The organism is Streptomyces sp. NBC_00377, from assembly GCF_036075115.1.
GTDB lineage: Bacteria > Actinomycetota > Actinomycetes > Streptomycetales > Streptomycetaceae > Streptomyces.
The window spans coordinates 3,998,848-4,018,116 of record NZ_CP107958.1 but is presented as its reverse complement, the minus strand read 5'-3'; the positions used below and the strand labels follow the sequence as shown (position 1 = coordinate 4,018,116).

The following is a 19,269-nucleotide window of genomic DNA, read 5'->3' as shown; positions in this document are numbered from 1 at the left end:
GCCTGGTGCCTCCCACCGTGCTGCTCGCCGAAGACGACCGTGCCATCCGCAACGCCCTGGAACGCGCCCTGGCCCTGGAGGGCTACCGCGTCACCGCGGTGGCCGACGGGGTCGAGGCGCTGGCGCACGCCCACAAGAACCCGCCCGACGTGCTCCTCCTCGACGTGATGATGCCCGGGATCGACGGACTCCAGGTCTGCCGGGTGCTGCGCGCCGAGGGCGACCGCACGCCCATCCTGATGCTGACCGCCCTGGTGGAGACCGCCGACCGGATCGCCGGTCTGGACGCGGGCGCGGACGACTACGTCGTGAAGCCGTTCGACGTCGAGGAGGTCTTCGCCCGGCTGCGGGCCCTGCTGCGCCGGACCAGCCCCGACGCCGCCCCCGAGGCCGCCTCGCCGCTGCCCGACGTCCCGAAGCGGGCGTCCGAGCGGCATGTGGAGGCGGCCGGGCTGCGGATGGACCCGCAGGCGCGGCGGGCGTGGCGGGGCGGGCGGGAACTGGAGCTGACCCGGACCGAGTTCGAACTGCTGGAACTGCTGGCGCGCAACGCCGGGATCGTCCTGGACCACTCCACGATCTACGACCGCATCTGGGGCTACGACTTCGGTCCCGGCTCCAAGAACCTCGCCGTCTACGTCGGCTACCTCCGCCGCAAGCTCGACCAGCCCGGCGCCCCGCAGCTGATCCACACCGTGCGCGGGGTGGGTTACGTGCTGCGGGAAGACTGAGGGGCGAGAACCGGTGAGTCGTCCGCGTCCGCTGGGCCGGCTGCTGTCCCGGCCGCGGCCGAAGCTGGTGTCGCTGCGGACCACTTTCGCGGTGTCGTTCGCGGCCGTGACCGCCGCGGTCACCGTGCTCGTCGGCGTCCTGTCCTACTCGGCGGCGGCCCGGCTGGTCCGGGTCGACCAGGAATCCGTGTTCGACGAGGTCGTGCAGGACCTGCGGGACGAGGTGCGCGACCACCGGATGGCGGCGGAGGACTTCTCCTCGTCCGCGCCCGGACACGACATCGTGCGGCCGGCCCGTACGGACGTACAGGTGCTCGGTCCGGACGGCGCGGTCGTCGACAGCGGCAGCCCCGGCCTGCCCGTGGTGCCCGCCGACCGCACGATCGCGGGGGCCACGGCGGCCGGAAGGATCGCCGAGCACAAGGACGTCGACGTCGGCAGCGACGTGTACCGCATCGCGACCGTCTCACTGGGCGGCCGCCGGGGCGCGGTACAGGTGGCGCAGGAGTTCAGCGACACCGAGGACCTGCTGCGGGCGCTCCAGCAGCGCACGCTGATCCTGATGATCGCGGTGGTGACGGCCGCGGGGCTGTTCGGCTGGTGGCTGGCCCGGCGCATCACCCACCGGCTGGTGATCCTGACCACCGCCGCCGAGGACGTCGCCCGCACACGGCGGCTCGGCGTCCAGGTACCGGTCACCGGTCACGACGAGGTGGGCCGGCTGGGCCGCGCCTTCGACCGCATGCTCGGCCGGCTCGCCCAGTCGGAGGAGGACCAGCGGCGGCTCGTCCAGGACGCGGGGCACGAACTGCGCACGCCGCTGACGTCGCTGCGTACGAACATCTCGCTGCTGCGCCGCATCGACGAGCTGCCCCCCGACATGCGTGACGAGCTGGTGGCGGATCTGACCCAGGAGGCGCGGGAACTCACCGACCTGGTCAACGAACTCGTCGACCTGGCAGCCGGTCAGTCCGACGCCGAGCCGCCCCGCAAGCTGGACCTCGCCGACATCGCGGAGGAGGTCGCGGGCCTGGCCAGGCGTCGCACCGGGCGGCAGGTCCTGATCCGGGCGAGCGGTACGACCACCCTGTACGGGCGGCCGGGGATGCTCCAGCGGGCGGTGTCGAACCTCGTCGAGAACGCGACCAAGTTCGACCGCGAGGGAAGGGCGCCGGTGGAGATCGCGGTCACGGGGCCCTCCCGGCCCGGCGTCGTCCGCGTCGAGGTTCTCGACCGCGGGCCGGGTATCGCCGAGACCGACCTGACGCGGGTCTTCGACCGCTTCTACCGGGCCGCCGACGCGCGCTCCCTGCCGGGGTCCGGCCTGGGTCTGTCGATCGTGCGCGAGGTGGCGCTGGCCCACGGCGGGGCGCCCTTCGCCTTCCGCCGCGCGGGCGGCGGCTCGGTGCTCGGCTTCACGGTGGGCGGCGAGCTCCCCGAGGGCGCCCGGCCGCAGGAACAGACCCTCGACCACCGCGGCTGACGAGCGCGCGGCGCGTCCCCCGGCGCCCGGGCCGAAGCGAGCCACCGCGCCGGGGCGGGTCCCCGCGTCCGCAGTCCCCGTGCCGGGGCGAGCGGCCGGGCCCAGCGTGAGCCGCCGAACCCGCACGGGTCCCCGTGCCGGGCGAGCCATCGGGCCCAGCGTCAGCCGCCGGGCCCAGCGTGAGCTATCGGGCCCGCATGAGGCACCGGGCCCAGCGTGAGCCGCCCGGGCCCGCACGAGCTATCGGGCCCGCACGGGTCTCCGCGCCGGGGGCGAGCCGTCGAGCCCAGCGTGAGCCGCCGGGCCCAGCGTGGGTCACCGGGCTCAGCGCGAGCCATCGAGCCCGCACGAGCCACCGGGCCCCGCGCGTACCGCCCGGCGCGCGCGCGGTGGTGGGAGGGGCCGGGTGGTGGGAGGAGTCGCGCGGTGGCGGGCGGGGCCGGGGTGTGGTCGTCGGCGGGAGCCCCGCGCGGAGGTGGGCGGCTGGGACGGGGTCGCGGGCGCCGTGTTTGAAGGCTTCTCTAGTATGAAATATGCCTTATGCGGGAGTAAGGGAGAGCTGGATGGGCGGTGGAACGGACGAGGTCGGTGAGGCGCTGACCGCGCGGGTCGCCGTCGACGGACGAGGCGCCGTGACCGGCTGGAACGAGGGCGCGGAGCGCCTGCTCGGGTACGCCCCGCAGGAGATCTTCGGCCGTCCGGCGAGGGTGCTGCTCGCCGAGGAGCCGGCCTCACCGGATCTCGCGTCGCTCGCCGCGCTGCCCCGATGGCACGGCACGCTCGCCCTCCGGCACCGGGACGGCCACCGTCTGGAGGCCAGGGTCCTCGCGCATCCCCGGACGGCGGACGACGGCTCCCGTGGCTGGCTCCTGGTCAGCGCCGTGGCCTGGGGGCTGCCGGAGCCCGACGACGACGAACTCGTGCGGTGGGGCCTGCTCCGGTCCCCGTCCTGTGCGACCTCGGTGTACGACACGGATCTGCGCTACCGCCGCTCCAGCGGGTCCGCGGAGCGCGCACTGGGCCTGAGCGAGGACGAGCTGCGCGGGCTGCGGATGACGGACGTGCTGCCCACGTCGGTGTCGGGGGAGGTCGAGCGGCGGATGCGGCTGGCCCTGGAGACCGGTGAGCCGCAGTACGTGGAGAACCACGCGCGGGCCCCCGGCGAGACCCGGGACCACGCCTGGTCGCTCCACCTCTACCGGGTGGAGGATCCGGACGGCCGGGTCCTGGGCGTCGCCGCGACCGGGCACGACATGACCGAGCAGTACTGGGCCCGCAAGCGTCTCCAGCTGATCGCCGAGGCCAGCACCCGCATCGGCAGCACGCTCGACGTGACGCGGACCGCGCAGGAGCTGGCGGACGTCGCCGTTCCCGACCTCGCCGACTTCCTCTGCGTCGACCTGCTGACGTCGTTCGAGGAGGGAGAGGAGCCGGAGCCGCAGGGGTCGGGGGCCGGCCGGTCCCTGCTGCTGCGGCGCGTCGCCCACCAGTCCGTGCTGCCGGGCGTCCCGGAGGCGGTCCTCGCCCTCGGTGACGTGGACGAGTACCCGCAGAGCTCCGCGGCGGCCGAGAGCCTCCGTTCGGGACGGGCGGTGAACCGCCGGATGACGGGGGCCGCCATCGCCGAATGGATCGTCCGGGATCCGGTGCGCATGTCCCGTGTCCGGGACTTCGGCTTCCATTCCGTGCTGGCCGTGCCGCTGTCGGCGCGCGGCAGCACCCTGGGCGTCGTCATCTTCGTCCGGCACCGGCATCCCGAGCCGTTCGGGCCGGACGATCTGGTGCTGGCCGAGGAGCTGGTGGCCAGGGCGGCGGTCTGTATCGACAACGCCTGGCGCTACACCCACGAGCGGGCGACGGCGGTCACGCTCCAGCGCAGCCTGCTGCCGCGGGGTCTGCCCGAGCAGTCCGCCGTGGAGGTCGCGACCCGCTATCTCCCGGCCGACGCGCGTGCCGGGGTGGGCGGCGACTGGTTCGACGTGATCCCGCTGTCCGGGGCCAGGGTCGCGCTGGTCGTCGGCGACGTCGTGGGCCACGGCATCCACGCCTCGGCGGCCATGGGGCGGCTGCGGACGGCCGTGCGCACCCTCGCCGACATCGACCTGCCCCCCGACGAGCTGCTCACCCACCTCGACGATCTGGTGGGCCGGCTGGCCACCGAGGCGGACGCGCTCGGCGAGGGGGAGCCCGCCGGAGACGTCGGCGCGACCTGCCTGTACGCCGTGTACGACCCGGTCTCCCGGCGCTGCACGCTGGCCAGGGCGGGGCACCCGCAGCCGGCCGTGGTGAGTCCGCAGGGCGCCGTCGAACTGCTCGACCTGCCCGCGGGACCTCCCTTGGGCCTGGGCGGCCTTCCCTTCGAGTCGCTCGAGATGGAGCTGCCCGAAGGCAGTCTGCTCGCCCTGTACACCGACGGTCTGATCCGCTCGCCGTCCCGGGACAGCGACATCGACGACGGCGTCGCCCGCCTGTGCCGCGCCCTGGCCGGGCCCCCGGCCTCCCTGGACGCCGTGTGCGACTCGGTCCTCGCCCGGATGCTTCCCCGGCTGCCCGCCGACGACGTCGCCCTCCTCGTCGCCCGTACCCGGGCGCTCGACGCCTCGCGTGTGGCTACCTGGGAGGTCGAAGCGGATCCCGCCGCGGTCGCCGAGGCCCGCAAGAAGGCGGTAGGCCGACTGGAGGCCTGGGGCCTGACCGACGCTGCCTTCGTCACCGAGCTGATCGTCAGTGAGCTGGTCACCAATGCCATCCGGCACGGCGAACCGCCCGTCCAGCTGCGCCTCATCCACGACCGGACCCTGATCTGCGAGGTCTCCGACGCCGGGGGTACGGCCCCCCACATGCGCCGGGCCCGCACCTACGACGAGGGCGGCCGCGGTCTCCTCCTGGTCGCCCAGCTGACCCGCAGCTGGGGCACCCGCCCGGGCGCCAAGGGCAAGACGATCTGGGCGGAGCAGGAGATCGAGGGGCCGGCGGACGGTTCCTGGCCCTGAGCGGGGCCGTACCTCAATGTTGTGCAGTTTATTGACGGCAGTCATTCAAGGGCCTAACTTCGCGGTGTCCTTCCCTTCCCCCGCTCAAGGGAGACCGCGATGCCCCCGTCCCCCCTCGCATCACCCGCATCCCCCGCGTCACCGTCACCGTCCACGACCGCCGAACGGGCCCGGCAGCTGCGCGTGGTCGCCGCCTCCGGACTGCTCGGCACCGCCGTGGAGTTCTACGACTTCCTCGTCTACGGAACCGTCGCCGCCCTCGTCTTCGGCGAGCTGTTCTTCCCCGGCGCGGACCCCGCCGTCGGCACCATCGCCGCGTTCGGCACCTTCGCCGCCGGTTATGTCGCCCGTCCCCTCGGCGGCATCCTCTTCGGGCACTTCGGCGACCGGCTCGGCCGCAAGTCGATGCTGTTGCTCACCATGGGCCTGATGGGCGGCGCGAGCTTCCTCGTCGGACTGCTGCCCACGTACGACACGATCGGCGTGTGGGCGCCGGTGCTGCTGATCACCCTGCGCGTCCTCCAGGGCATCGCCATCGGCGGTGAGTGGGGCGGCGCCACGCTGATGGTCGTCGAGCACGCCGGCGAGCGGCGGCGCGGACTGTGGTCCAGCTTCACGCAGATGGGAGCCCCGCTCGGCTCCCTGCTCTCCACCGCCGTCGTCACACTCGTCGTCGCACTCCCCGAGGGCGAGTTCGCGGCCTGGGGCTGGCGGGTGCCGTTCCTGCTGAGCGCGGTGCTGCTCGGCGTCGGACTGTTCGTCCGCCTCAAGGTCGTCGAGAGCCCGCTCTTCGCCGCCGAGGTGAAGAAAGACCGCGCCGAGTCCCGGCTGCCCATCGTCGAGGTGCTGCGGCGCCCGCGTCCGGTGCTGCTGGCCTGCTGCGTCGGCATCGGAGCCTTCACCGCCCAGTCGCTGCTCACCAGCTATCTGATCGCGTACGCCACCGGCATCGGCTACGCCCGCCCACAGGTACTCACCGCGCTCACGGTGTCCGCCTCCGTCGCGCTGGTCGTACTGCCCTGCGCCTCCGCGCTCTCCGACCGGGTCGGCCGCCGCCCGGTCGTCCTCACCGGAGCCCTCGCCTCGGCCGCCCTCGCCTTCCCCGTCATGGCGCTGGTCGACTCGAAGTCGCCGGGACTGCTGATCCTCGCCGTCGTCCTCGGCCACGGCGTCGCCCAGTCCATGATGTACGGCCCGCTGGGCGCCCTGCTCACCGAGATGTTCGGCACCCGGGTCCGCTACACCGGCGCCTCCCTCGGCTACCAGGGCGCCACCCTCATCGGCGCCGGCTTCTCCCCGATGATCGCCGGCAGCCTGGTGGCGGGCAGCGACAGCAGTACGCCCGTGTCCCTGCTGCTCTGCGGCGGCGCCGTGATCACCGCCGTGACCGTCTGCTTCGTGCGCGAGACCAGTCGGGCGTCCCTGGCCGGCGGCGCGGGCACCGCCGAAGAGTCCGGCTCCCCCCGTACGCAGGAGATCTCCGCATGAGGCCCGGCCCGCCGACCCGTCACGTCCCGTACCGGCCCGCTCCCGGTCGGCACCCGTACGACCCCGTCCGCCGCTGCGGCCACTCGCCCCGATGACCCCCTGCGACCGCCCGCCGCACCCGCCGACGGGCGGTCGTACCCTTTCCTCCGTGGAGGACGACGACATCCCGGACACCGTGCCGTACGACCCGCAGGACGACCTGCCGCAGGACACCCCGGACGGCGGCGCCCCGCAGCTGCGTCCGCAGTCGCTCATGCTCGCCTTCTTCGGCAACCACGTCCTCGAAGAGGGCGAGCTGTGCGTCTACTCGGGCAGCATCATCGACGTGCTCGGCCGGGTCGGCGTCGGCGAACAGGCCGTGCGCTCCACGCTGACCCGCATGGTCAGCCGGGGCCTGCTGCGGCGGCAGCGGGAGGGACGCAGGATGTACTTCGGCCTGACCGGGCAGGCGACCCGCGTCCTGCGGGACGGCCGTACCCGCATCTGGCGCGAGGGCGCGGTCAACGACGACTGGGACGGCGACTGGACGCTCCTCGGCTTCTCGCTCCCCGAGTCCCGCCAGCGTGAGCGCCACGACCTGCGCTCACGGCTCGCCTGGTCCGGGTTCGGCGCGCTCTACAGCGGACTGTGGATCGCGCCGGGCAAGGTCGACGTCGCCCCGGTCGTCGCCGAACTCGGGCTGACGGCCCACGTCAAGATCTTCCACGCCTCGGCCGACGAGGCCACCGACATCGGCCTCATGATCCGCGACACGTGGGACCTGGAGGGCGTCGCCGCCCGCTATGTCTCCTTCGACAAGCGCTGGACCGCCCACCTGAACGCCGGCCCGGGGGAGGACCCGATCGGCACCCGCCTGCGCCTGGTCACCGAATGGCTCTGGACGATCCGCGCGGATCCCCGGCTCCCCGCCCGCCACCTCCCCCCGGACTGGCCGGCCGGCCCGGCCCAGGACACCTTCCGCCGCGTGGCGGAACAGACCGCCGAACCCGCCGGCCGCCTGGCCCACGAGGTCCTGGAGACGGCACCCCTGAGGTGACCGCCGCGGGCCGGATCTGAGGGCCCCGGCGCCCGGGGGCCCTCACCGGTTCCGTCCTGCTCCGCTGCACCGGTCGGCCGTTCCTCCGGCCCTCCTGCGGGCCCTCCCCCCGGTCGGTCGTTGCGCCGGTCAGCCGTCCTTGCGGGCCACCCCGCCGTAGATGCCGATCGGCGGGGTGCCGGGCCGTGCGGGCTCGTCGGGACGCCAGTCCGGGACCAGGACCAGCCCCGGGTCGAGGAGGGTGAAGTCGCCGAAGAATTCAAGGACTTCGGCGTGGCGGCGGGGGTTCATGCTGGCGGTGGCGCTCTTGTAGACGGCGGCCGCGTCCTTGCGTCCGTCCTCGTGGATGTCGCCCGTCGCGTGGGAGAGGATCAGGTAGGAGCCGGTGGGCAGCGCGTCGCGGAGGGTGGCGACCATCCCGGCCGGGTCCTCCGGCTCGGTGACGAAGTGCAGGACGGCCACCAGCAGCAGGGCCACAGGCTGGTCGAAGTCGATGATCCTGCGGACGTCGGGGTGGTCGAGGATCGCCCGTGGGTCGCGCAGGTCGGCCAGGACGACGGAGGTGTCCGTGTCGTCGTCGCCGATGAGGGCCATCGAGTGGGTGCTGACGATCGGGTCGTTGTCGACGTACGCGATCCGGGTCCCGGGGGCGATGGCCCGCGCGATCTGGTGCACGTTGGGCTCGGTCGGCAGACCGGTGCCGATGTCGAGGATCTGGCGGACACCGCCTTCGGCGACGACGTGCCGGACGGCGCGGTGCATGAAGCTCCGGTTGGCCCGCACGCCGACCCGCACCTCGGGAGCCGCTTTGATGAACTTCTCGGCGGCCTCCTGATCGACTTCGTAGTTGTCCTTCCCGCCCAGGAAGTAGTCGTACATCCGGGCCGGATGGGGCTTCGTGGTGTCGATCTCGAAAGAGGCGCTGCTGCCGTCGTCGCGGGAAGAGCTCATGATCCCTGACTCCGTCCTGGACTCGCGTCCCACCGCTGGAGGGAACTGTCGTGAGTGACCATCAGATCATCGTTCATCGTGGGGCGTTGTTCGAACGAACGGTTGTGGCGGTCGAGCAGGTTGTTAGGGGCATGACAGATGCGACCCGAGCGGTCAATGTGATGCATGACACTATTGACGGTCGCGTTTTGGCCAATACATGATCTTCGCGGTTTTGCCATTAATGAAAATTTAAGAAGACGGGGGGGTCCGTGTTCGCTCAGACACGGCTGCACGATTGGCGTCGAAGAACCCGGAGTTGGGCGATAGCCGTCGCTCTTCTGGGGGGTGTGGTTCCGGCGGCCGGGGTGACTCCCGCAGCCGCCGCCGACACGACGGCCGCGGTGGCGGCCGACCGGACTCCGGAGTCGGAGGCGAGCGCACGCGCGGCGAAGACCGGTGAGCGGGTGGTCGTGGACGCGGCGACCGACGAGTCGTCCCGGGTCTTCGCCAACCCGGACGGCACCTTCACCCAGGAGATGAACGCGGCCCCGGTCCGGGCCCGGCGGGACGACGGCAGTTGGGCCGCCATCGACACCACCCTCGTCCGCGAGGCCGACGGCTCGGTGCGGGCGAAGAACACGACGGCCGACGTCACCTTCTCGGGCGGCGGCAGCGGGCACGGACTGGTCGCCCTCGAGGCCGACGGGCACGAACTGAAGTTCGGCTGGCCGGCCGCGCTCCCCGAGCCCCGGCTCGACGGCGCCACCGCCACCTACGCCTCGGTCCTTCCGGACGTCGACCTGCAACTGACCGCGCTGAGCTCCGGCTACACGTCCGTGCTCGTGGTCAAGACCGCGGCGGCGGCGAACAACCCGGCGCTCGCGAACATCAGGATGACCCTCGCCGCCGACGGCCTGGACATCGCCCCGACGGCCGACGGCGGCTTCGTCGCCCGCGATGGCGACGGCACCCCCGTCTTCCAGAGCCCGGCGGGACAGATGTGGGACTCGGCCGGTGATGCGTCGGCCGACGGTGCCGCTACGACCGACGGCGCCCGGGCGGCCGGCGTGAGCACGCAACTCGTCCGCACCGCCGCCTCGGCGCAGGCGGAGGCGCCGGCGGTTACGGAGGAAGCGACCCCGCTGGCCGCCGCCGAGGGTGAGCCGGCCCCTGCGGAGGCCCCGAGCAGCGGCGACGCAGCGGCAGACCTCCCGCTCAAGGTCACCGACACAGCCCTGGAGATCACGCCCGACCCGGCCCTGCTGCACGGCGAGGACACCGTCTTCCCGCTCTACATCGACCCGCCCACCAAGGGCATCGCGTTGGGCGACTGGACGGCACTGGCCTCCAACGGCACCAAGTACTGGAAGTTCGACGGGGACAAAGGCGTCGGACGCTGCTCCAACTACGCCGGCTACCTCTGCTCCAACAGCCCGTACACCCAGCGCATGTACTTCGAGTACCCGCTCTCCTCGATCCACGGCAAGAAGATCCTGGACGCGACGATGGAGGTGTACCAGGAGTGGACCTTCACCTGTGATCCGCACTGGTATGACCTCACCCGCGTGAACAAGGGCATCGCCTCCAGCACCACCTGGTCGTCCCGCCCCACCGGGGTGGACCTGATGGGCGACCGGAACGTGGCCTACGGGCGGGGCGGCCTGTGCAGCCCCGCGCAGCCGGCGAACTGGGTGCGCTTCAGCGACAACGTGGCCGAGGAGACCAACGAGAACCTGACGACCACCCTCGCGTCCTACGCCGCGAACAAAGAGCCGCAGATCACCTTCTCGCTGACCGCCCACGACGAGTCCGACGCGGGTGCCTGGGCGCGGTTCCGCAAGGACGCCAAGCTGTCGGTCACCTACGTCTCCTACCCGGGCAAGCCGACCGCGTACGGCGTCCAGCAGGGCACCACCGGCCGGGCCTGCAACGCCGCCACGCTGCCCTTCGCCACCAGCGACACCACGCCGAAGATGCTCGCCACGGTGCAGTCGGCCGATGCCGCCAACTCCCAGCTGCGCGCCCTGTTCGAGGTGTGGAAGGCCGACGGCTCCAGCCGCGCCTGGTACGCGGCCTCGCCGGACGGCGCGTGGGTGGCGGACAACGCCCCCCGCAACGCGACCTCCAGCGCGCTCACCGCGCAGACGGACTACCGGATGCGGGTCAAGACGCAGGCCTACTACAAGACGGACCGGGGCGTGACCGGCGTCCTGGACTCGGCCTGGTCCTCCTGGTGCTACTTCCGGGTCGACACCGATTCTCCGCCGCCCCCGGTGGTGACCAGCGCGGACGGCGTCTACAAGCCGGCCGAGACCGATCCGGCCGCGGGCGGGGTGGGCACCCCGGGCAAGTTCACCTTCACCCCCGCGGACACCAACCCCGGCACGGCCGGCATCCAGTCGGACGTCGTCAGCTACAGGTGGAAGCTCAACAGCGGCTCGGTGTCCTCGCCGATCACCGTCGCCAAGGGCGCGGCGCACACCCAGACGATCACGCCGAATCAGGCCGGTGAGAACACCGTCCAGGTCTGGGGCTACGACGCGGCCGGCCACAGCTCGCTGACCGGTTACTACAGCTTCCTGGTGAAGGGCGCCGAGCAGCCCTCGGGGATCTGGCACCTGGACAACGCCCTGACCGACGCCACCACCGCCACCCAGCATCCGCTGACCTCCTCGGGGGCCACCTGGGACCCGCTCGCCCGCAGCGGTTCCGGCGCGGCGAAGCTGAACGGCACGAGCGCCTACCTCGCCACCTCCGGCGCGGTCCTGGACACCAGCAAGTCCTTCACCGTCTCGGCCTGGGCACGGCTGACAAAGAAGGACGTCAACTACACCGTCCTGTCCCAGGCAGGCACGAACGCCTCCGGGTTCCAGCTGTACTACTCCACCTCCTACAACGCCTGGATCTTCAACCGGCACCAGACGGACGTCGTCGAACCCGCGATCACCCGCTCGGTCGGCGCCAAGCCGCCGGTCCTGAACGCCTGGACGCACCTGACCGGCGTCTACGACGCGGCCGCGCAGACCATCCAGCTCTACGTCAACGGCGTTCCGCAGGGCAATCCGACGCCGTTCACGGTCACCCCGTGGAAGGCGTCCGGGAATCTCCAGGTCGGACGGCTGTGGCATGCCGCGGCCGGCAAGGAGAACTTCGCCGGAACCATCGACGAGGTGAAGGTCTGGTCCCGCGCGCTCGCGGACACCGAGGTCGCCCACGAGGCCTGGCTGGAGGACGAGGACGTCAGCGACGGCACTTCGGGAGACCCGGTCCCGGCGCTCGTCGCCAAGTGGGACGCCACGGACATCGCAGCCGCGACCGGCACCACGGTCAAGGACACCAGCGGCTTCGGCCGCAACCTCACCCTCAACGGGGCCGCGCTCGCCCAGTTCACCACCGGCGACCCGGACATCGGCGAAGAAGTCACGACCACGCAGCGGATGACTCTGAACGGCACCAGCGGGTACGCCACCGCCACCGGTCCGGTCGTCGACGACTCCGGTTCGTTCACCGCGACGGCCTGGGTGACGCTGGACCCGGCCAAGTTCGCCGACACCAGCAAGTCGTACGCGGTGCAGGTGTTCGGCCAGTCCGGGACGAGCCAGTCCTCCTGGGGCGTCTGGTACGAGCAGCCGGCCGGCAGTACCCAGGGCCGGTGGACGTTCGGCCGTCCCGACAAGGACGGTACCGGTGCGGCCTGGACGAAGAGCGAGTCCGGCGCGCTGACCACGGCCCAGCTGGGCGTGCCGGTCATGCTGACGGTCGTCCACGACGCCCAGGCAGCGGGCGATCCCGACGACACCTCCAGGCTCGGCGCGCTCAAGCTCTACGTCGACAGCGCGCAGATGGGCGATGAGGACGGGGTGCCGTACTCGGCCCCGTGGCAGGGCGGCGGGGCGTTCGAGATCGGCCGGGCGAAGGTCAACGGCGCCGCCGCGCGCTACTTCCCCGGGACGATCGACAGCGTCCGCGTCTGGGCCGGAGCCACCTCCACCGGCGCCATCGCCGACCGCCGCAACACCGAACAGCAGTAGCCGAGAGCCGGGCGGGCGGGGCGGGGCGACCTCCTGCGCCCGCCCTGCTCCGCCCCTTCTGTCTGACCATCCCGTTTCCGAAACACCGGGGGAAATCACCGTGTCTGCAAGACCCTTCCGTACACGCCCGCCAGGGGCGGTCGTCCGCCGCTGGCTCGGCCGTGGCGGGCTCGTCCTCTCCCTGTCTCTCCTCCCGCAGCTCGTGACTCCGTCGGGCTACGACTTCGCCGCCCAGGCTCAGACCCCCGCAGCCGGAAGGAAGTTGGAGGATCCGGCCGACGCGAAGATCGACAAGGTCGGTGTGCTCAGGGCCGGCGCTTCCAGGGCGCCGAAGGACAGGGCCGCCGCCGCCTCCGACCAGACCCGGGAGCGGGTGCGGAAGGCCGCCTGGCCCGCGCCGGGCAAGGCCACAGCCGAGGTCGCGGCGAGCGGTGAGGCCGCGGTCAGCGTGGGCGGGCTCGGTGTCAGGCTGGCGCAGGTGCCGGCCGCCCCGGTGGCCAAGGCCGCGAGGACGCGCGCGGTGGCCTCCGGCCCCGCCGAGCGGGTGGCACTCGGCGTGCAGTCCTCGGCGGCGGCGCAGAAGGCGGGAGTCAACGGCGTCCTGCTCACCGTCGCGCCGGCGGCGGCAGTGTCCGGCAAGGGCGACGGCGACAAGCTCCGGGTCTCGTTGAGCTACGCCTCCTTCAAGGACGTCTACGGCGGCAACTTCGGCCCCCGGCTGAAGCTGGTGACGCTCCCCGCGTGTGCGCTGACCACCCCGGAGAAGAAGGCCTGTCGCACCCAGACCCCGGTGCCGGGCGCGGGCAACGACGCCGCGTCCCAGACCGTGACGGGCACGGTCTCCGCCCGTACCCCGATGCTGCTCGCGGCGGCCGCGGCGGCGGACGGTTCGGGCGGCGGGGGCGACTACAGCGCGACCCCGCTGTCCCCGACCGCGACCTGGGAGGCCGGCGGCAGCACGGGCGACTTCACCTGGAGCTACCCGCTGCGGGTCCCCCCGGCGACGGCCGGCCCGTCCCCGAATCTGTCGATCTCCTACGACTCCGCCTCGGTGGACGGCCGCACGGCCGGGGAGAACAGCCAGACCTCGGTGGTCGGCGAGGGCTTCTCGATCACCGAGTCCTACATCGAGCGCAAGTACGGCTCCTGCAAGGAGGACGGCCAGTCCGGCAAGGGCGACCTCTGCTGGAAGTACGCCAACTCCACGCTGGTCCTCAACGGCAAGGCCGTCGAGCTGGTCAACGCCTGTGCCGACAAGGCGGCCTGTGACAGCGCGGCCCTGTCCGAGGCGTCGGGCGGCTCGTGGAAGCTGAAGAACGAGGACGGCACCCGCGTCGAGCACCTGACCGGCGCCACCGGCAACGGCGACAACAACACCGAGTACTGGAAGGTGACGGACGTGTCCGGCACCCAGTACTTCTTCGGCAAGCAGCGCCTGCCCGGCTGGAGCGACAACGGCACCGCCGCCGACGACCCGGTCACCAACTCGGTGTTCACCGTCCCGGTCTTCGGCGACGACTCGGGCGAGCCCTGCTACAAGTCCACCGGCTTCGGTGACTCCTCCTGCAACCAGGCCTGGCGCTGGAACCTGGACTACGTCGTCGACACCCACAACAACGCCTCCGCGTACTGGTACACCCAGGAGACGAACCACTACTCCAAGAACGCCGACACCGGCGTCAACGGCACCCCTTACACTCGCGGCGGCTACCTCAACCGCATTGACTACGGCCTGCGCAGCGACCTGATCTACAGCAAGCCCGCCGCCCAGCAGGTCCGCTTCGCCTACGCCGAACGCTGCGTCGTTTCGGGCGGCTGCACCGACCTGACCAAGGACACCAAGGCCAACTGGCCCGACGTGCCCTTCGACATGATCTGCGCGGCGAGCACCAAGTGCACCACCCAGATCGGCCCGGCGTTCTTCACCCGCAAGCGCCTCACCGACGTAACGACCTCGGTGTGGACCGGAGCCGGCACCACCCAGCGCGACGTGGACACGTGGCACCTGGACCAGAGCTTCCCCGACACCGGCGACGCCTCCTCGGCGAGCCTGTGGCTGAAGTCCATCCAGAACACCGGCAAGGGCAACAGCACCGCGGCCGCGATGCCGCCGGTGGTATTCGGCGGCGTCCAGCTGTCCAACCACGTGGAGGGCAGCGGCCCGGACACCCTGCGCTACATCAAGTGGCGGGTGCGGACCGTCAAGTCCGAGACCGGCTCGACGCTGACCGCCAACTACTCCGGCCCCGACTGCATCTGGGGCTCCAGCATGCCGGCGGACGTCGACAAGAACACCCGCCGCTGCTTCCCCGTCAAGTGGTCGCAGTCCGGGGCGACTCCGGTGCTGGACTGGTTCCACAAGTACGTCGTCACGTCCGTCTTCCAGGACGACCCCTACGGCCACGGCGACACCGGCGAGACGTACTACGACTACCAGGGCGGCGCGGGCTGGGCCTACGCCGACGACGAGGGCCTGACCAAGGCGTCCAACCGCACCTGGTCGCAGTGGCGCGGCTACGGCAAGGTCGTCGAGACCTCCGGCGACACCGACGAGGGCCCGCGCTCCAAGAAGTCCACGCTCTTCATGCGCGGCCTGAACGGCGAGAAGGAACTCGACGGCACCTCCCGGGTGGAGAAGGTCACCGACTCCGCCGGCACCGCCCTCGACGACTCCCGCCAGTACGCCGGCTTCGTCCGCGAGACCATCGTGTACAACGGCGCCGAAGAGGTCAGCGGCACCATCAACACCCCCTGGTCGTCCAAGACCGGCAGCCACGCCTACAGCTGGGGCACCACCGACTCCTGGATCGTCAAGCCGGGTGAGACCGCGAACCGCACCAAGACCTCGACCGGTACCCGTACGGTCAAGCAGAAGACGACGTACGACCCTACCTACGGCATGCCGCTCACCGTGGACGACGGCGGCGACGCCGCCAAGACCGGCGACGAGACCTGCGTGCGCACCACCTACGCCCGCAACACCTCGGCCTGGCTGGTGAACGCGGTCTCGCGCACCGAGACCTACTCGGTCGCCTGCGCGACCACGCCGACGATCCCCGACCACGTCGTCTCCGACATCACCAAGGCCTACGACGGTCAGGCGGTGGGCGTGGCGCCCACCAAGGGCGAGGTCAGCGCCTCGTACCGGGTCGCGAGCTATGGCGCGACCGACAAGAAGCCGGTCTACCAGCTGGTCTCCGGCTCCACCTACGACAAGCTGGGCCGTCCGGTCACCGCGACCAACGCCCTCGACCAGACGGTCAGGAACACCTACGTCCCCGACGACACCGGCTACGGCCCGCTGACGTCCAAGACGACCATCGACGCGAAGCTCTACTCCTCCACCACCGAGGTGGACCCGGCCTGGGGCACCGCCACCAAGACCACCGACGCCAACGGCAACGTCACCGAGTGGTCCCTGGACGCGCTCGGCCGACTGCGGTCGGTCTGGAAGCCGGACCGCTCGCGCGGGCTCGGCGACGCCGCCAGCATCGTCTACGCCTACAGCATCAACAACGACAAGGAGACCTGGGTCCGCACGGACGCCCTCAAGGCCGACGGCAAGACCTACAACAGCTCCTACGAGATCTTCGACGGCCTGCTGCGCTCCCGTCAGAAGCAGGCGCCCGCGCCGAACGGCGGTCGGGTGATCTCCGAGACCCTCTACGACGACCGCGGTCTCGCCTACATCACCAACGAGCAGGTCCACGACAACAACGCGCCCTCGGGCACGCTCGCCAACACCTTCCCCGGCTCCGTCCCCGCCTCCACCGAGACCGTCTACGACGCCGCCGGCCGGGCCACGGAGACGATCTTCCGGGTCTACGACCAGGAGAAGTGGCGCACCAAGACCGTCTACCAGGGCGACCGCACCGCCGTCACCGCGGCCACGGGTGGCACCGGCACGCTGGTCGTCACCGACGCCCGCGGCCGGACCGTCGAGCGCCGTGAGTACGGCGGCCCCGCCCCTACCGGCACCGACTACACCCGCACGCTCTACGCGTACACGCCCGACGGCAAGGTCGACACGATGACCGGCCCGGACGGCTCCGTCTGGTCGTACGACTACGACCTGCGCGGTCGCAAGACCACCTCCGTCGACCCCGACAAGGGCACGGTCACCACCGCCTACAACGACACCGACCAGCCGATCAGCACCACGTCACAGGTGAACGGCGTCTCCCGCACCCTGATCACGGACTACGACGAGCTGGGCCGCAAGGTCGGCACCTGGGACGGCGTCAAGGACGACGCCCACCGCCTGACCAAGTTCACCTTCGACAGCCTGGCCAAGGGGCTCCCGACGGCCGCGATCCGGTACGTCGGCGGCACCACCGGCAAGATCTACTCCCAGGTCTTCACCGGCTACGACGCGCTCGGCCGCACCAAGGGCACCAAGACGGTCATCGCCGCCACCGACGCCCTGGTCGTCGCGGGCGCGCCGCAGACCTTCACAACCTCCACCGTCTACAACAGAGACGGCACGGTCCAGTCCAGCTCGATGCCCGCGGCGGCCGGTCTGCCCGCCGAGACCGTGGCCAACAGCTACAACGACCTCGGCCTGCTCACCGGCACCGAGGGCATGACCGACTACGTCCAGAACATCGGCTACTCCCCGTACGGCGAGATCGAGGAGACCCGGCTGGGCACCTCCACCGGCGCCAAGCAGCTCCAGATCCTCAACCGCTACGAGGACGGCACCCGCCGTCTGTCGAACTCCCACACCGTCGACCAGACCAACACCGGCTACACCAGCGACGTCGACTACGCCTACGACGCCGCCGGCAACGTCAGGTCGATCACCGACAAGGCCAATGGCAAGGACACCCAGTGCTTCGCCTACGACGGCTACCGCCGGCTGGCCGAGGCCTGGACCCCCTCCTCCAACGACTGCGCCACCGCCCGCTCGTCGAGCGCCCTCGGCGGCCCGGCCCCGTACTGGAACACCTGGACCTACAAGCCGGGCGGCCTGCGCGACACCCAGGTCGAGCACAAGGCCGGCGGTGACACCACGACCGCCTACGGCTACCCGGCCGTCAACGCCGTCGGCGGCGGCCAGCCCCACACGCTGACCTCCGTCACCGTGGGCGGCGCGGCCGCGAAGTCGTACACCTACGACGACCAGGGCAACACCACCAAGCGCTACAGCCCCACCGGAGCCGCGCAGAGCCTGGTCTGGGACATCGAAGGAGAACTCGCCCAGCTCACGCAGGGCACGGAGACCACCGACTACCTCTATGACGCCAACGGCGAACTCCTGATCCGCCGCGGCTCCGTCAAGACCGTCCTCTACCTGGCCGGCCAGGAACTCCACTACGACACGGCCGCCAAGAAGTTCACCGCCCAGCGCTACTACCCGTCGGGCGACGCCACCGCCGTCCGCACCGAGACCGGCCTGTCCTGGGTGGTAGACGACCACCACGGCACCGCCTCGATGACGATCGACGCCACCACCCAGGCCGTCACCCGCCGCTACACCAAGCCCTTCGGCGAGGCCCGCGGCACGACACCCTCGGCCTGGCCCGACGACAAGGGCTTCCTCGGCAAACCCGCCGACGCCGGCACCGGCCTGACCCACGTCGGTGCCCGCGAGTACGACCCGGCCCTCGGCCGTTTCCTCTCCGTCGACCCCGTTCTCGCCCCCGACGACCACGAGTCCCTCAACGGCTACGCCTACGCCAACAACACCCCCGTCACCAAGTCCGACCCGACCGGCCTGCGGCCGATCACGGACTGCGAGCGCGGATGCAGCGACGGCAAGGGCGGCAGCTACCGGGACTACATGACGATGGGCCCGAACGGGACCTGGGTCTACCACTCCACGAAGACCTACACCGTCTACGTCCCCATCGTGGGAACGATGACGGTGACGGTGAACAAGACGGGCAAGACCGTCGCCTCCATCACATACCAGAAGGGCCCCGAGCCGCTTCCCAAGAAGAAGTCCGGCAACGAGAAGCTCTACAACGAGATCGAGAGCTATATGTTCTCGGAACTCAAGACGAACGTGGTGTCGGACGACGTCAAGGGCATCAAGGGACTTTTGCGGCCCTGGAAATGGTACGACGCATTCGGCCGGAACATGGGCGCGGATACGCAGGCGGCACTCGCCATGTGGACCGCCAAGGTATGCCCGAAGATCTGCGAATGGGACCACAAGCCGAAGCTCGCCGCGAAATTCGACCTGGCCAAGTCGGACTTCTACACCAGCGTTCCCGGCACCGACCTGGAGGCCTACTACGACATCTGGTCGAACGTCCACTACGGCTACGTGGGAGCCGCGGCCGGGATCGACGAGAAGACCCTCATCGACGGCGCCTCCGTCGCGGACCCGCTCCTGGTCGGCGAGAACGACATCGGCGACCAGATCACGATGAGAGCGGGGGTCGAACTGTACGAGGAGTACGGAGTCGACCTGACGCGAGAGCAGTTCCACTCGGCGATAGTCGACACGGTCAAGGAACTGTATGACAAGGGTGCTGCGCAGGTGAGGCACTCGTAGACCGTCCAGCCTGGGTGCCGCTAACGTTGGCGGCACCCAGGCTTTTTTTTATTCGAACCGTGCATTGAGGAG

General features: G+C 71.2%; 9 protein-coding genes. 8 read left to right on the top strand and 1 reads right to left on the bottom strand.

Annotated elements, in window-relative coordinates; all coding sequences use genetic code 11:
* Window positions 1-5: 5 nt before the first annotated feature.
* From OHS71_RS18035 to OHS71_RS18015, 5 genes are all read left to right on the top strand, one after another.
* Window positions 6-731: a response regulator transcription factor gene (locus OHS71_RS18035; RefSeq protein WP_328480399.1), complete on the top strand. Its 726-nt coding sequence runs from the start codon at window positions 6-8 to the stop codon at window positions 729-731.
* A 13-nt stretch (window positions 732-744) separates the two neighbouring features.
* Window positions 745-2,214 (top strand): sensor histidine kinase, encoded by a 1,470-nt coding sequence (locus tag OHS71_RS18030; RefSeq protein ID WP_328480398.1) that lies wholly within the window; start codon window positions 745-747, stop codon window positions 2,212-2,214.
* Between the two features lie 563 nt (window positions 2,215-2,777).
* Window positions 2,778-5,207: a SpoIIE family protein phosphatase gene (locus OHS71_RS18025; protein ID WP_328480397.1), complete on the top strand. Its 2,430-nt coding sequence runs from the start codon at window positions 2,778-2,780 to the stop codon at window positions 5,205-5,207.
* Between the two features lie 99 nt (window positions 5,208-5,306).
* Window positions 5,307-6,695 carry an MFS transporter gene (locus tag OHS71_RS18020; RefSeq protein ID WP_328480396.1) on the top strand — a complete coding sequence of 463 codons (1,389 nt, stop codon included), beginning with the start codon at window positions 5,307-5,309 and terminating at the stop codon, window positions 6,693-6,695.
* A gap of 148 nt (window positions 6,696-6,843) precedes the next feature.
* Window positions 6,844-7,731 (top strand): PaaX family transcriptional regulator, encoded by an 888-nt coding sequence (locus tag OHS71_RS18015; protein ID WP_443046971.1) that lies wholly within the window; start codon window positions 6,844-6,846, stop codon window positions 7,729-7,731.
* A 129-nt stretch (window positions 7,732-7,860) separates the two neighbouring features.
* Here OHS71_RS18015 and OHS71_RS18010 read toward each other — a convergent pair whose 3' ends face one another.
* Window positions 7,861-8,682, bottom strand: a complete 822-nt coding sequence (locus OHS71_RS18010; protein WP_328480395.1) for an SAM-dependent methyltransferase — start codon at window positions 8,680-8,682, stop codon at window positions 7,861-7,863.
* A 50-nt stretch (window positions 8,683-8,732) separates the two neighbouring features.
* Between OHS71_RS18010 and OHS71_RS18005 the strand changes: the two genes are divergently transcribed.
* The 3 genes from OHS71_RS18005 to OHS71_RS17995 all read left to right on the top strand — a co-directional run bounded on the left by OHS71_RS18005 (window position 8,733) and on the right by OHS71_RS17995 (window position 19,197).
* Window positions 8,733-8,885 (top strand): hypothetical protein, encoded by a 153-nt coding sequence (locus OHS71_RS18005; RefSeq protein WP_328480394.1) that lies wholly within the window; start codon window positions 8,733-8,735, stop codon window positions 8,883-8,885.
* 243 nt (window positions 8,886-9,128) lie between these two features.
* A complete protein-coding gene (locus OHS71_RS18000; protein WP_328484553.1) occupies window positions 9,129-12,695 on the top strand; it encodes a LamG domain-containing protein in 3,567 nt (1,188 codons plus the stop codon).
* A gap of 100 nt (window positions 12,696-12,795) precedes the next feature.
* Window positions 12,796-19,197 carry an RHS repeat-associated core domain-containing protein gene (locus OHS71_RS17995; protein ID WP_328480393.1) on the top strand — a complete coding sequence of 2,134 codons (6,402 nt, stop codon included), beginning with the start codon at window positions 12,796-12,798 and terminating at the stop codon, window positions 19,195-19,197.
* The last annotated feature ends 72 nt before the right edge of the window (window positions 19,198-19,269 follow it).

Coding starts and splice junctions, on each gene's coding strand:
- OHS71_RS18025 (WP_328480397.1), top strand. CDS start 2,778: ATGGGCGGTGGAACGGACGAGGTCGGTGAGGCGCTGACCGCGCGGGTC.
- OHS71_RS18020 (WP_328480396.1), top strand. CDS start 5,307: ATGCCCCCGTCCCCCCTCGCATCACCCGCATCCCCCGCGTCACCGTCA.
- OHS71_RS18010 (WP_328480395.1), bottom strand. CDS start 8,682: ATGAGCTCTTCCCGCGACGACGGCAGCAGCGCCTCTTTCGAGATCGAC.